This is a genomic window from Streptomyces sp. NPDC051563 (assembly GCF_044454225.1).
Taxonomy (GTDB): Bacteria; Actinomycetota; Actinomycetes; order Streptomycetales; family Streptomycetaceae; genus Streptomyces.
In genome coordinates this window covers 48,199-60,782 of the sequence record NZ_JBITDL010000036.1, presented here as the reverse complement: position 1 = coordinate 60,782, position 12,584 = coordinate 48,199, and the positions used below count along the sequence as shown (strand labels likewise).

The 12,584-nt window shown below is 73.8% G+C and carries 14 protein-coding genes; 2 read left to right on the top strand and 12 right to left on the bottom strand.

All coding sequences use genetic code 11. The annotated features are described in order from the left end of the window. Positions 1-114 precede the first annotated feature (114 nt). On the top strand, positions 115-405 hold the full coding sequence (locus ACIA8F_RS33110; RefSeq protein WP_399384402.1) for a hypothetical protein: 291 nt from the start codon (positions 115-117) through the stop codon (positions 403-405). Next, positions 402-767 carry a hypothetical protein gene (locus ACIA8F_RS33105; RefSeq protein ID WP_399384400.1) on the top strand — a complete coding sequence of 122 codons (366 nt, stop codon included), beginning with the start codon at positions 402-404 and terminating at the stop codon, positions 765-767. The genes ACIA8F_RS33110 and ACIA8F_RS33105 overlap by 4 nt, the downstream gene beginning before the upstream one ends. Before the next feature lie 86 nt (positions 768-853). Here the strand turns inward: ACIA8F_RS33105 and ACIA8F_RS33100 are convergent, their stop codons facing one another. The 12 genes from ACIA8F_RS33100 to ACIA8F_RS33045 form a co-directional block, all read right to left on the bottom strand. Then, positions 854-1,279, bottom strand: a complete 426-nt coding sequence (locus ACIA8F_RS33100; RefSeq protein ID WP_399384397.1) for a hypothetical protein — start codon at positions 1,277-1,279, stop codon at positions 854-856. After that, a complete protein-coding gene (locus ACIA8F_RS33095; RefSeq protein WP_399384395.1) occupies positions 1,276-1,599 on the bottom strand; it encodes a hypothetical protein in 324 nt (107 codons plus the stop codon). Before ACIA8F_RS33095 ends, ACIA8F_RS33100 begins: the two co-directional genes overlap by 4 nt. Further along, on the bottom strand, positions 1,596-2,750 hold the full coding sequence (locus ACIA8F_RS33090; RefSeq protein WP_399384393.1) for a GTPase family protein: 1,155 nt from the start codon (positions 2,748-2,750) through the stop codon (positions 1,596-1,598). The genes ACIA8F_RS33095 and ACIA8F_RS33090 overlap by 4 nt, the downstream gene beginning before the upstream one ends. A 139-nt stretch (positions 2,751-2,889) precedes the next feature. Next, on the bottom strand, positions 2,890-5,181 hold the full coding sequence (locus ACIA8F_RS33085; RefSeq protein WP_399384392.1) for a sensor histidine kinase: 2,292 nt from the start codon (positions 5,179-5,181) through the stop codon (positions 2,890-2,892). Next, a complete protein-coding gene (locus tag ACIA8F_RS33080) occupies positions 5,178-5,918 on the bottom strand; it encodes a response regulator (RefSeq protein WP_399384390.1) in 741 nt (246 codons plus the stop codon). The genes ACIA8F_RS33085 and ACIA8F_RS33080 overlap by 4 nt, the downstream gene beginning before the upstream one ends. A 192-nt stretch (positions 5,919-6,110) precedes the next feature. Beyond that, positions 6,111-6,326, bottom strand: coding sequence for a DUF6243 family protein (locus tag ACIA8F_RS33075; RefSeq protein ID WP_399384389.1), 216 nt, complete (start codon positions 6,324-6,326; stop codon positions 6,111-6,113). A 227-nt stretch (positions 6,327-6,553) separates the two neighbouring features. After that, positions 6,554-7,465: an SDR family oxidoreductase gene (locus ACIA8F_RS33070; protein ID WP_399384387.1), complete on the bottom strand. Its 912-nt coding sequence runs from the start codon at positions 7,463-7,465 to the stop codon at positions 6,554-6,556. Beyond that, positions 7,462-8,076: a TetR/AcrR family transcriptional regulator gene (locus tag ACIA8F_RS33065; protein WP_399384385.1), complete on the bottom strand. Its 615-nt coding sequence runs from the start codon at positions 8,074-8,076 to the stop codon at positions 7,462-7,464. The genes ACIA8F_RS33070 and ACIA8F_RS33065 overlap by 4 nt, the downstream gene beginning before the upstream one ends. Positions 8,077-8,204: 128 nt before the next feature. Then, positions 8,205-8,645 carry a hypothetical protein gene (locus ACIA8F_RS33060; protein ID WP_399384384.1) on the bottom strand — a complete coding sequence of 147 codons (441 nt, stop codon included), beginning with the start codon at positions 8,643-8,645 and terminating at the stop codon, positions 8,205-8,207. A gap of 74 nt (positions 8,646-8,719) precedes the next feature. Beyond that, the gene (locus tag ACIA8F_RS33055) at positions 8,720-9,595 is read right to left on the bottom strand and encodes an oxygenase MpaB family protein (protein ID WP_399384383.1); all 876 of its coding nucleotides are present in this window, start codon (positions 9,593-9,595) and stop codon (positions 8,720-8,722) included. A 74-nt stretch (positions 9,596-9,669) separates the two neighbouring features. Then, positions 9,670-11,796 (bottom strand): MMPL family transporter, encoded by a 2,127-nt coding sequence (locus tag ACIA8F_RS33050; protein ID WP_399384381.1) that lies wholly within the window; start codon positions 11,794-11,796, stop codon positions 9,670-9,672. 206 nt (positions 11,797-12,002) lie between these two features. After that, positions 12,003-12,485 (bottom strand): MarR family winged helix-turn-helix transcriptional regulator, encoded by a 483-nt coding sequence (locus ACIA8F_RS33045; protein WP_399384428.1) that lies wholly within the window; start codon positions 12,483-12,485, stop codon positions 12,003-12,005. Positions 12,486-12,584 lie beyond the last annotated feature (99 nt).

Below are 12,584 nucleotides of genomic sequence, written 5' to 3'. Positions count from 1 at the left end.
CGTCATGGGCTCCGGCCAGGACCGGCCGCGCGAACGCCCGTCCCGCGTGCACCGCGCCGGGGGGCCGCTCCGTTTGCTAGCGCCTGATACCAGCGGCTAGCTAAGGTGGTGGGCATGGGAAAGCAGACGAACATCCGCCTGGACGAGGACGTCAGGGCCGCCGCGGAGGAGCGGGCCAAGCGCCGCGGACTGACCCTGCAGGGCTATGTGGCCGATCTGATCGAGCAGGACGTGAAGGAGTCGCGCGCCGCCTTCATGGCCGGCGCCTCGGCGTTCCTGGCCGCCTACGCGGACCGCTTCGACGCGGAGTTCGGCGAGGACCGGTACCCCGGCCTCCCGACGGGGCTCCCGGAGTCCGCGGAGTCCCCGGAGTCCGCGGAGACGGCGCCGAGGGACGCTGCGTGATCCTCCGGATCGACCTCGCCTGGATCCTGGCCGTGGCCCAGCAGATCCCCGGGGATCCCCAAGTCGTCGACTACGGAGTGCCGGTCGCCGCGGCAGCGCGGCACGCAGCAGAGGTCCTCGACCAGGACGTCTACCCCGAGCCGCACCACAAAGCGGCGGCCCTGCTGTGCGAGCTCGCCCGCAACCCCAGTCTGGAGCTGCGGAACCTGCTGTTCGCCGCCACGGTGACGGCCGCCTACCTGTCGGCCTGCGGCCTCCCCGTGAACCAGGGCCTGGACACCGTCCTCCCCCTGGCCCGCGCCGCACGCGACGGGCTTCCCGTGCGGGAGGTCGCCGCCCGGATCAAGACCTGGACCGGTTGATCCGCCGGGCCGCGTCACGGCCGTCCCTACGAGCCTGCGCGCGGATCCCGGCTCCGGTCCCCCACCGGGCCGGGTCCGCGCGGCCCTCAGAAGAGGCTCCGTACCAGGCTCCCGACGACGCGACCCGCAGCCGCTCCGAGCGCACCGGCCAGCGCATCGGTGAGGTGTCCGAGCCATGCGCGGAAGGACGCCTCGCCGGCCCGGCGGATCTCGACGAGGTCGCGGCTCTGCTGGACCAGGATCTCGACCAGCAGGGTGGCCACCCGGATGATCTCCTGCAGGGCGGCCTCCACCTCGGAGGCCTCGAAGCGGCGCCCGCAACTGCAATGGAACCGCGTCTCCCACACGCTCCAGGTCCCCCGGCAGGCCGCGCACCGCACCCGCGCCGAGGCCGGGTCCACGTCCAGCGCCGCGTCACCCCCGCCGCCGGCCGGGCAGTCCCGGTGCCTGCTGGCACTCCAGGCGCGGGAGCAGGCCGGGCAGGCGGGGAAGGGGAACTCCACCCACGTCATGCGCGTGCCCCCCACGGCCGGTCCCCGGGCGGAGGCACCTTGCGCGCCCTGCGGTACCCGTCGTGATAGGCGCCGACGAAGGTGTGGCCCGCGCGCCGCGCGATGGAGCCGACGTCGTCGAAGAACGCGTGGACCCGCGCCAGGGAGAGCCCCAGGGCCGCCGAGAGGCGCTGGGCCACACTGTCGACCCACAGGCGGAAGGAGACCTCCGAGAGCCGGACGATCTCGCGCCTGTTGTCCTCGTTCTCGGTCATGGCGGCCCATACGCGGTCGAGCAGTGCGTCGAAGTCGACCTCGCCGCCCGCCGGTTCCGTGTTCATCGGCCGCTCTCCTGTTCCACGCGCCGGGTGAACTCCAGGAACAGGGCCCGGTTCTCCACCAGTTCGCGCCACTTCGCCTCCGGCAGCGCCGCGAACGCCTCGGAGAGGCGGGTGCCGGGGGCCGCGGCGGGTGCCGCGGGTGCGGAGGGCGTGGGGGCCGCGGCGGGTCGGGGTACGGAGGCCTCGGCGGTGGCGGGTGCGACCGGCTCGGTGGCGGAAGCGGCGGCCGGTGCCGCTTTCCCGGTGTGTGCGGCCTGAGCGGCTTGCGCGGCCTGAGCGGCCTGAGCGGCCTGAGCGGCTTGCGCGGCTTGCGCGGCCTCGACGGCGGCCTGCGGCCGGACTTCGGCGAGCATCCGGGCCGAGGCGGCCTTCAGCAGTTTCCGGTCCACCTTGGCCGTGAAGTCCGCGAGGTCCATCCGCCGCTCCAGCACCCAGCGCCGTTCCTGCGGGACCGCCCGCATCATCTCCTTGAAGAGCGCCGTCAGGTTGTAGTGCTGGCGCGCCGAGTAGGTCACCGCCCCGCCGTGCCAGGCGGGCAGGATCCGGACGATCTTCTCGGTGAAGTCGGCGGCCCGTTCCCTGAGGGCCTCCAGCTGGCGCGCGGACGGCAGGTTGGCGCTCCGGTTCCAGTCGTGCGGATCGATCTCGTCGGCCTTGTTCAGGGCCAGTACGAGACGATCGGACAGGCCCGGGGCGCTCTGGCCGAGGAGGTCCGTCAGCGCCTGCTGGACCAGGTGGACGCTGCGGTCCTCGGCCGGGTGGACCCAGACGATCGCGTCGGCCGTCGGCAGGACCCGCAGGTAGAGGTCCATGTAGCGGCGGTAGTTGGCCACGTCGTCGCCGATGCCCGGCATGTCCACCACCTCCAGCATGCCGCGCCGGCCGCTGACCTCCTCGACCTGGATGGCGTAGGCGTGGTCGGTGGTCGCCCGGGTGTGCCCGACCGGCTGGCCGGCGTTGAAGAGGGCGTTGACGGTGGTCGACTTGCCGACGCCGGACTCCCCGATGAGGACCAGGCGGGGCGGGCGCTCCGCGTCGAGGGCAGCGTCGTACCCCCGTAGCAGCGCTTCCTGTTCGGCCGGCGTGAGGGCGTCGGACCGACCCGACGCCGCTTGCAGTTCCTTGCGGAACGTGTGGACGAGCCTCTTCACGGTGTCTCCCTGGTGAGGTGCGCCGGGTCGGATGCCGGGGCTCCTCCCCGGACCTTCGGCGCCCCTCGATGCTCGCGGCCCGGACCCCCTCCTGGCTGTCCCCATCGATGGGGACAGCGGCCGCCGGCGCGGCTCCCGTTCAGGCCGTACGGACCCGGGCCTCGACCCAGGTCGACTCCGCGGCGTCCTCCACGACGGCGCTGAGCCCGGCCACCGCCTCGCGCAGGGCGTCGGCCCGCCGCCGGTCCCCCGGCAGGACGACCAGGGCCGCGTCGACGGTGTCCGCCGAGGCCGTCACGCTGAGGACCAGTTCCGTGGGGGTGGGCCCGGTCCCCAGGGCGGTGGTCAGCAACAGGCGCAGCAGGGCGGGCGGGTGCGGGTCGTCCGCGTCCGACTGGATCGTGACGACGCAGCCCGCGGTGCGGGCCGCGCTCAGCAGGTCGCGTGCCGGGAGGTCGAGCACCCCGGGGATGTGGATCTCGTCGCGGACGGCGTACCCGAGCAGCCGGGCCGTGTCGCGGACCTCGGGATCCTGTGGCGAGCGCCGTCCGGTGGCGGTGGCGTCGAGGAAGGGCAGGACCTCCTCGCCCAGGTCGGCGAGGCGTCGGCGGTGCAGGGCCGCGCGGGCGTCGCGCACGGCTTCGCCGGCGAGGGCCGCGGCACGGTCCGCGTTGGCGCGCGTGGTCACCCCGCCGAGGCGGGCGACCGTGCGGCCGATCGCCAGGCCCATGAACACGCCGAGGGCCGGGGCGGACAGGGCGGGGAGGGTCAGGGCGACGGTCCCGCCGAAGGTGTCGGCGATCGGCGGGCCGGTGAACACGATGAGGACGAGGCCCGCCTGTTCGAGCGCCATGGCCGTCAGCGCCTCCCAGGCCGGCCGCACGATCACCAGGAGCGTCAGCAGCGGTGTCACCGCGCCGATGGGCCATGAGGTGTAGTCGGCGAGACCGGCCAGGGGCAGGACGAGGAAGCTCCCGAGCGCTCCCCCGACGGCGAACGCGCAGGCCGCCCAGGCGGCGCCGCGGCCGATCCCGTTCCGGGCCCGCAGCAGCAGGGCCACGGTCATCGCGGCCAGGACCGCGTACCAGGCCGTCACCCAGAGCGCGCCGGGGACGTGCCGGGTGTGGATCACCGCGATGACGCCCATGACGAGGAGGAAGGGCAGACAGACGGCGGCGAGCGGGCGCCTGACATCGCCGATGGCGGCGTTCATCTGCCGCACCTTCAGGGGGACCGGCCGGGCCGGTTTCGCCGCCGCTGCGCCGGCCCGTCCGGGGAGGTCCGGGGCCCGGCCGTGCTGCCGCTCCCCGCCTGCGGGGGCCGGCCATTCCAGGCGTACGGCCGTTCCGCGTCCCGGGGTGCTGAGGACCTCCGCGTGGCCGCCCACGGCTTCCATGCGCTGCATCATCGAGCGGCGGACTCCCACGGACGACTCCCTCAGCTCCTCCCGTACGAAGCCGGCGCCGTCGTCGGTGACGCACAGGACGAAACCCGTGCCGAGCTCGCGGGCCGTCAGGTCCACCCGTACGGTCCGGGCACGGGCGTGGTCGGCCACGTTGCGCAGGGCCTCCCGGGCCGCGCCGATCGCGGCCGTCGCCGCCTCGTACGGGACGGGGGCGAGGGCGTCGGCCACGATGCCCGCCCGGATCCCCGGCGGGGGCACGAGAGCGCGGACCAGGGCGGCCAGATCGGTGCGGCCCTCCTCGCCGCCCGGGGTCCGGGCCCCGGCGATCGCGGCCACGGCCCCGCGCGCCGCCTCCCGCACCCGGTCGGCCGCGATCCCCGGCTGGCTGATGGCGCGCAGGGCGGCGCTGACCTCGTCGTGCAGCATCCCCTGGAAGTCCCGGTGGGCTTCGCGTCGGGCGGCCGCCCGTGCGGCCTCGGCACGGGCCGCTGCCGCCGCGCGCTCGGAGCGGTCCGCGCCGTCTCCGGCGGCGCGCATGAGCGGGGCGAGGACGGTGGCGGCGACCGCGGTGGCCAGGGGCGGCCAGCTGCCCTCCGCGGCCGCCGCCGGGCCGTCGGCGGGCCAGCTGGTGCCCAGTTGGGCGCCGAGGGCGGCGAGGCAGGCCCCTCGTCCGACGGCCGGGGGCAGGAATCCGGTGGCGAGGAGCACCGCGGGCACGGTCAGCATGCAGCGCTGCCCGATCAGGACGTACGGCGATCCGCCGGCGAGGACGAGGACCGGGTGCGCGACGACGGCGAAGGCGACGGCCGCCAGGGCGTCGGTCCCGTTCAACCGGACCCGTGCGCCCCGGACCGCGAGGTGGAGGCACAGCGCGACGAAGGCGACCGCCACGGCCGTCACGCCGGGTGGCGGCCGGTCGCCCGAGAGTGGGATCGTCGCCCAGTTGACGGCGAACAGGACCGAGACGGCGGCCACGGACCGGGAGAGCCCGGCCTCGACCCCGTACCGGTAGGAATGCCCGGTCATCGGCCCGGGGCGGGGGGCCGCTCCGGGGTTCCGGGCCGCTCCGGGGTTTCCGGCCGCTCCGGGCCGATGTCGATGTGGCCGTCGGCAACGGCCCGCCAGACGATCTCGGTGTTCTGCCCGATGAGGCCGTCGCCGGCGTCGGTGTAGGCCTCGATGGCCCGCTTGCGGTGCGTACGGACGGTGTCCTCGGTGATGTGGAGGAGCTTCGCGATCTGCCCGTGCGGCAGGCCCCGCGCTATCAGTTCGAGCACGCGGTGCTGTTGCCGGGAGAGCCGGATGCCGCTGCGCGGGTCGTTGACGATCTGGTGGGCGAGCCGGCTGGACACGTACGCCTCTCCGGCGTGCGCGGCCCGGACGGCCTCGGCGAGCCTGGTCTGCGGGTCCTCCTTGAGGATCAGTCCCAGGGCGCCCGCGTCGAGCGCCCTGCGGATCAGGGCGGGCCGCTGCTCGGTGGTGTAGGCGAGCACGCGGGCGCCGGTGGCCCGGATCCGGCGCACGTTCTCGCCGATGTCGCTGTCGTCGCGCAGCCTCAGGTCGAGCAGGACGACGGAAGCGGTGGCCCCGTCCTCCTGGGCGAGGAGGGAGTCCACGTCCTCCGCGATCGCCACCAGGGCGATGTCGGGGGTGGTGTCGGCCAGGGAGGCGCGCAGCCCGGCCAGCACGATGGGATGGTCGTCGACCGCGGCCACCCTGATGGGGGTGGGCGGGTCCTGGGCGTGCGCATCCTGCGTGTGCAACGGATCCACGGTTCCCCCCACGGCGCGGCTCGTGCCGGAATCGTATGCTCCGTCGTCCCGGCCCGCGGTGCTTTCGTCCGTTCCGCCTCGTTCACGGCCGGGCCGGACCGTTAGGAAACGGCAGCAGGGCCCGGACCGCGCGTCGCGGTCCGGGCCCTGCCCCGTACGGTGCCGCCAGGCGGTGGCGGTGCGTCAGCTCTGTGCGGAGTCCTCGTCCGCCTGAGCGGCGCCCTCGGCTTCGCCGGCCTTCTCGCGCATCTTGCGCACGAGCTCCGCCTTCTGGTCGGCCGCACCCTGGCGGTCGAGGTTGCGGTGCGGACCGTTGTTCGCCCGCTCGGCACGGGACTGCCGCTTGCGCTGGCCGCCGCCCTGGCCGACGGGGTTGTTGATGTTCTTGCTCACGGTCACGGGTTCTCCAGGAAATGATGTGAAGTGATCTACGGCTGCATCGGTGAGGGACGGGCGGCGACGTCGACGGACGTCAGCAGAGGCCCATCACGCTCTCACTCGTAAATCGGCGTCTGGAAGAACATACAAAGACGTTACCCGGTCCCGTCGGCCCCGCGCACCACCACGGGGGCGGCATGAGACATCTCACGTGGGCCGCGCCGTGACCGGACGTCATCCGCGCCGGGCTACAGCGGGTCTCCGAGGGGTCCGAACTCCTCTTGGAGGTTCTCGGCCCAGTGGGCGGCGAAGTCCGGCTGTGTGCCGTCGGCGTCGGTGAACCCGTACTCCTCGTACAGGCCCCAGGTGGCCAGGGCCCGTCCGGTCTTGGCCATGATGCCGGGGTCGGCGGCCAGTGCGGCGACGGCCCGGCCGAGGTAGGCCGGGGTTTCGGAGTGGGCGAAGTTCGGGTCCTGGGCCGCGCCGTCGCGCCAGTTGGCCTCGGTGACGCCGAAGTGCTCCAGCAGGGCTTCCGAGCGCAGGAAGCCGGGCGTGAGGGACACGGCCGCGACGCCGTGGGGCTTGAGCTCGGCGGCCTGGGCGACGGCGAGGCGGATGACCGCGGACTTCGCCAGGTCGTAGAAGAAGGTGCCCCGGTAGCGGGCGGTGTTGCCGTCGGTGACCTCCACGACCAGGCCGCTCTTGCGGGCGACCATGAGGGGGAGGGCGAAGCGGCTGGTGATGACGTGGGTCTCCACCGCCTGCCGCAGCAGCCGCAGGCCGGTGTCCAGGTCCTGCTCCCACAAGGGGTGTTCCCAGTCGGTCAGCGGGTCTCCGCCCCATACGGAGTTCACCAGGATGTCGAGCCGTCCGTCCTGTTCGGCCGCGATCTTCTCGACGAGGGCCCGGACCTCTTCGGGACGGCTGTGGTCGGTCCGTGCGGGAATGCCCAGGCCGCCCGCCGCCGTGACCTGCGCGGCGGTCTGCTCGATGGTTTCCGGCCGGTCCAGGTCGGAGCGTGCACCCGTACTGCTGCGGCCGGTGACGTACACCGTGGCGCCGGCGGCGCCGAGTTCGACGGCTATGCCCCTGCCACCGCCCCGGGTACCGCCGGCCACCAGGGCCACCTTTCCGGCGAGCGGGAGTGCGTCGGTCGTCATGATTCCTCCAGGTGGTGGGAGCCGGGCGGCGGAAGGTGCGGGGACAGTGCGTCGGCGAGTTCCTGCCGGAGCCGCGCTTCGAGGGTGCCTTCGCGTTCGAGTGCCCAGGTCAGGCCCGCGCCCGCGATGACCACCTGCACGGTGCGGGCCAGCGCCGCGGGATCGGTTCCGGAGCGGAGCTCGCCCGTGCCGGCCGCCTCCGTCAGGAGGTCCTCGATGGTGCGCCGGTGCGTGCGGTGGATGGCGAGGGCTCGCTCGTAGAGCTGCGGATCGGCGAGATCCATGCACAGGAACGCCAGGTGATGGGCGAAGGCCTCCGGTGTGGCCATCACGGCCGCCGACTCCACCGTCAGGGCCGCCAGGGCGGCGAGCGCCGAGTCGTGCGACGCGCGCACGCGCCCGGCCGTCTCGTGCGCGTCCTTCTCGGACTGGTCCGCGAGCGCCAGGAGCAGGCCGCGCTTGGAACCGAATCGCTGCACCAGGGTGCCCGGCACCAGCCCGACCTCGTGCGCCACGGCGGCCAGGGTCAGACCCGCCGGACCCAGCCGGCCCATGACCCGCGCCGCCGCGCGCAGGATCACCGCGTCCTCGATCCCCCGGGGTCGTGCCATCACCGCCACCTCTCATTAATAAATGCTCGTGCATTTATTAAAACAGGGAAGTCCTTCGAGCGGAAGGGCCCGCCCGGGAGGGCGGGTCCGGACAGCGGGAACGAACGGCCGCGCGGGGTGCTCCCCGGTCAGCGCCGGCCTGCGGCGAGGACGACGAGGAACTGGCCGCCGCCGGCCTGGACGTCGGCGGTCACCGGCGTCCCGGGGACCAGTCGGGAGAAGCGGTCCACCAGCCAGTCCGCCGCCTTCTGGGCGTCCTTCTTCGTCGGACAGCGGCCCACCATCTCGCGTCCCCCCTTGCGCTCCAGCCGTTCGGCGACGGCGATCAGCGGCGCGGGTTCGACCACGTACAGGCGCTCGGGCCAGGCGATGACCGCCTTGACCGCGCCCTTGCGGGTGTTGCACCCGCGGTGCGCGAGCCGCTCGGCGACCTTCGCCTTCCGGTCGGCGGTCCGGCTGTCGACACTGGGACCCCGCGGGTCGTTGACCGACTCGTCGGGATCGACCGGCTCGTCGCAGACCCAGCACCGCCAGCCGTCACGCTCGGCCACATCATCAAGAAGACTCATCCGAGCAACGTACCTGCCCGGCCGCCGGCCCGCGTACCAGGGCACCGGCCGGGGCGCGACCCCAGCGGAGGGTGTTACGAGGCCCGGCCCGGCGGCGGCGCCATCGCCCATCGGATCGACCGGGTCAGGGCCCGGCCGGACAGCCGTACGCAGCTGTCCACCGGGGCGGTCGCACGGTGCAGGCCGAGCATGCCCGATGCCCACGGGGGCAGCAGGGCCGTCGCGTTCGCGGCGAGCAGTGCGTACGGAGCCCTGGCCGGCCAGGGCAGGGGCGGATGGCGCAGGAGGAAGCGCGCCGCTTCGAGTGCCTCGGGCGTGGCCTCCAACTCCGGCCGGTACGCGGCCAGAAGGTCCAGGAGCGCGGACCGGTCGCGGGGCGGGTCCACCACGCCGAGGGCCGTGGCCACCCGTGCGGCGTCCGCGACGTAGGCGTCGTATCCGGCCGCGTCCAACGGGTGCGCGCCGAAACGCTCGTGGGCGCGCAGGAAACTGTCGACCTCCGCCGCGTGCACCCAGCCCAGCAGGTGCGGATCGGCGGCGCGGTAGGGCTTCCCCGCCGCCGTGGTGCCGCGCACCCGCTCGTGGACCGCCCGGACGCCGTCGACGGCGAGCTGCGCGTCCTGCGCCGTGCCGTAGGTGGTGACGGCGAGGAAGGTGCTGGTGCGCTGGAGCCTGCCCCACGGGTCGCCGCGGAAGCCGGAGTGCGCCGCCACGGCGGTCATGGCCAGGGGGTGCAGGGACTGCAGCAGGAGGGCGCTGAGGCCTCCGATGAACATCGAGGCGTCGCCGTGGACCGTGCGGATGGGGCGGTCGGGGCCGAACCAGCGAGGTCCCGGTGTGGTGTGGATGCGTACGCGGTTGGCGGGGCCCGATGGTCCCGCCACGCGGCTGAACAGCGTCGAGCCGAGCCGTTCCCGTAGGTTCCGGTTGCCGGCAGAGGGCTTGTCCATGGTGGTGTCCTGCCCGCCCGGGGCCCGGTTCAATGCTTCGGCCGGGTCCCGGCGGTGCGTCTCGGAGGGCGGGGTCAGTGCGGTACGTCCCTGTCGGTGGCGCGGCTGAGCACGCCGGGCCACCATGCGGCCGGGCCGATGTCCCGGACGAGGGCCGGTACGAGGAGCGACCGGACGAGGAGGGTGTCGAGGAGGACGCCGAAGGCCACGATGAAGGCGATCTGGAGCATGAACGCCAGCGGGATGACCCCGAGCGCGGCGAAGGTGGCGGCGAGGACCACACCCGCGGAGGTGATCACGCCGCCGGTGGCGACCAGCCCTCTCAGCACTCCCTGGCGGGTGCCGTGCAGAAGGGATTCCTCTCGGACGCGGGTCATCAGGAAGATGTTGTAGTCGACGCCGAGCGCCACGAGGAAGACGAACCCGTAGAGCGGTACGGAGGAGTCGGTCCCGCTGAACCCGAGGATCTGCTGGAACACCACCGCGGAGATGCCCAGGGTCGCGACGAAGCTGAGGGCGACGGTGGCGACCAGGAGGACCGGCATGAGGACCGAGCGCAGCAGCCCGACGAGGATGACCAGGATGATCACCAGGACGACGGGGATGATGAGCATGCGGTCCTGCTCGGCGGTGCGCTGGGTGTCGTACTGCTGCGCGCTGTAGCCGCCGACGACGGCGTTCGCGTCCGGTACGGCGTGGACCGCCTCGCGCAGTCGTACGACGGTCTGCTGCGCCGCCGTGCTGTCCGAGGGCGCCGCGAGCGTGGCGTCGAGGCGGACCCGCCCGCCGGCCACGAGCGGTGCGCCGCCCGGCGGACCCGGTGCGGTGAAGGGCGTGACGGCGGCGACGCCTTCGGTGCGCTCGGCCGCCCGCACGACCTGGTCGAGCCGGCCGGCGTCCGCGATCACCACGGCCGGGTTGCCCGATCCGCCGGGGAAGTGCGCGCTCAGGGTCTGCTGGGCGGCGACCGACGGGGCGTCGTGCACGAAGATCTCGTCCAGCGGCACTCCCCTGGCGTTGAGCGTGGGGGCGAAGGCCGCGCAGGCCAGGAGGGCGGCGAGGCTGAGGGCCCAGACCTTGCGCGGGGCGCGGTCCACCAGCGCGGCCACGCTCTTCCAGATTCCGTGGCCGGCGCCGTCCTCGGCGGTGCGGCCGATCCTGGCGGGCCAGTAGGCGGCGCGGCCGAGCAGGACGAGGACGGCGGGCAGGAAGGTCAGGGTGCTCAGCACCGCGCACACGATGCCGATCGCCCCCACCGGGCCCAGGGCGCGGTTGTTGGTGAGGTCGCTCAGCAGCAGGGCGAGCAGGCCGAGGGCGACGGTGCCCGCGCTCGCCGTGATCGGTCCGGCCGACCGCCGCAGGGCGGCCCGTACGGCGGCGAACCGGTCGTCGGGGCCGGCCTGGAGCTCCTCGCGGAAGCGCGCCGTGAGCAGGAGGGCGTAGTCGGTGGCCGCGCCGATCACGAGGATCGAGAGGATGCCCTGCACCTGCCCGTCAACGCGGACGATGCCGTGGTCGGCCAGCACGTAGACGATCGCGCAGGCGAGTCCCAGGGCGAACACGGCCCCGATGATGATCACCAGGGGGAGCAGCAGGCTGCGGTAGACCAGCAGGAGGATCAGCAGGACGGCGGTCAGGGCGACGGCCAGCAGCAGTCCGTCGATTCCGGCGAAGGCGTCGGCGAGATCGGCCTGGCTCGCGGCGGGTCCGGCCAGCTGGGCGACGGTGCCCGGGACCTTCGCCGCGGCGGCCTCGATCTCCTCCAGGGTGCGGGGCAGCTCCTCCCCCAGGTCGGGTGGGAGCTGTACGACGCCCTGCAGGGCCCGGCCGTCGGCGGAGAGGACGGCGGGGGAAGCCGGGGCGGACGAAGCCGGGGCGGAGGAGCCCGCAGGCAGGCCGGCGCCGCTCAGGCCGGCCAGGACCCGTGTGGCGTCCTCCTGCTGCTGGGGCCCCACCTGCGCGCCCGGCGTCTTCGCCGTCCACACGACGATCACGGGCAGGGTCTCCTCCTGCCGGAAGGCCTTCTTCGCCTCGGCGGCCCGGGTGGACTCGGCGCTGCGCGGCAGGAAGGCGCTCTGGTCGTTGGTGGCCACCTCGCCGAGCTTCCCCGCGTAGGGGCCCAAGCCGCCGCCGATGAGCAGCCAGGCCACGAGCAGGACGACCGGGATCAGCCATCGGGTGAAGCGTGGTGGGGCGGACATGTCACTCCTGGGTATCCGTCGGTTTCTGTCGGTCCCTGTCGATCTCTCTCGACAGTTAACAATCTCAATGATCAAGATAGATTAGACCACCGGCGGTACGTAGGCCAGATGGGCACTGGCCCTGGCACTGGCCGTTGGCCGACGCTGTTCGCCCGTACCCGGTCTTCGCCCGGAAGGGCCGGTCCGGATGCGGACCGGCCGGGGATTCAGCGCCCCGGCGCTCGCAGGTCGCCGAGTTCCTCGTTCATGGCGGCGAGGAACCGCAGGGCGACCGCGAGTTCCTCCTCGCTGAAGCGCTGCCGGGCGCTGTCGGTGGCCTCGGCCAGGGGCTTGAACGACGAGCGCGCCGCCGCCCTGCCCTGGTCCGCGTAGCGGATGTGGATGACCCGGCGGTCCTCGCTCTCCCGCGAGCGGGTGACGTGCCCGGCGCGCTCCAGCCGGTCGAGGCAGGCCGTGACGGCGCCCGAGGTGAGACCGAGATGCTCGCGCAGCCGTCCCGGGGTGAGGGGCTCGGCGCTGTCCAGGATGACGGACAGGGCCTGCACGTCCGTGGGGTGCAGGCCTTGTCCGTGCGCGAATCCGTGGACCAGCCGGTTGATCTCGCCGTTCAGCCGCCTCAGTTGCACGGCGAACGCATGGAGGCCCACCTCCCCGTTCCCTTCCGGGACGCCTCCGCTGGAATTCCGCACATTCGTATGGGCCACCGGGTCAGCGTATAGAAGGCGGGCGGCTGGACCGCGGGCCGCGCGGCGGTGCGGCCCGGCGGCGTCCGCGCGGGCGGGTCCGGC

Bases quoted from the DNA above. Each gene is read 5' to 3' on its own strand.
- ACIA8F_RS33100 (WP_399384397.1), bottom strand. From the start codon at position 1,279: ATGACGTGGGTGGAGTTCCCCTTCCCCGCCTGCCCGGCCTGCTCCCGC.
- ACIA8F_RS33065 (WP_399384385.1), bottom strand. From the start codon at position 8,076: ATGGCACGACCCCGGGGGATCGAGGACGCGGTGATCCTGCGCGCGGCG.
- ACIA8F_RS33095 (WP_399384395.1), bottom strand. From the start codon at position 1,599: ATGAACACGGAACCGGCGGGCGGCGAGGTCGACTTCGACGCACTGCTC.
- ACIA8F_RS33110 (WP_399384402.1), top strand. From the start codon at position 115: ATGGGAAAGCAGACGAACATCCGCCTGGACGAGGACGTCAGGGCCGCC.
- ACIA8F_RS33070 (WP_399384387.1), bottom strand. From the start codon at position 7,465: ATGACGACCGACGCACTCCCGCTCGCCGGAAAGGTGGCCCTGGTGGCC.
- ACIA8F_RS33050 (WP_399384381.1), bottom strand. From the start codon at position 11,796: ATGTCCGCCCCACCACGCTTCACCCGATGGCTGATCCCGGTCGTCCTG.
- ACIA8F_RS33060 (WP_399384384.1), bottom strand. From the start codon at position 8,645: ATGAGTCTTCTTGATGATGTGGCCGAGCGTGACGGCTGGCGGTGCTGG.
- ACIA8F_RS33085 (WP_399384392.1), bottom strand. From the start codon at position 5,181: ATGACCGGGCATTCCTACCGGTACGGGGTCGAGGCCGGGCTCTCCCGG.
- ACIA8F_RS33055 (WP_399384383.1), bottom strand. From the start codon at position 9,595: ATGGACAAGCCCTCTGCCGGCAACCGGAACCTACGGGAACGGCTCGGC.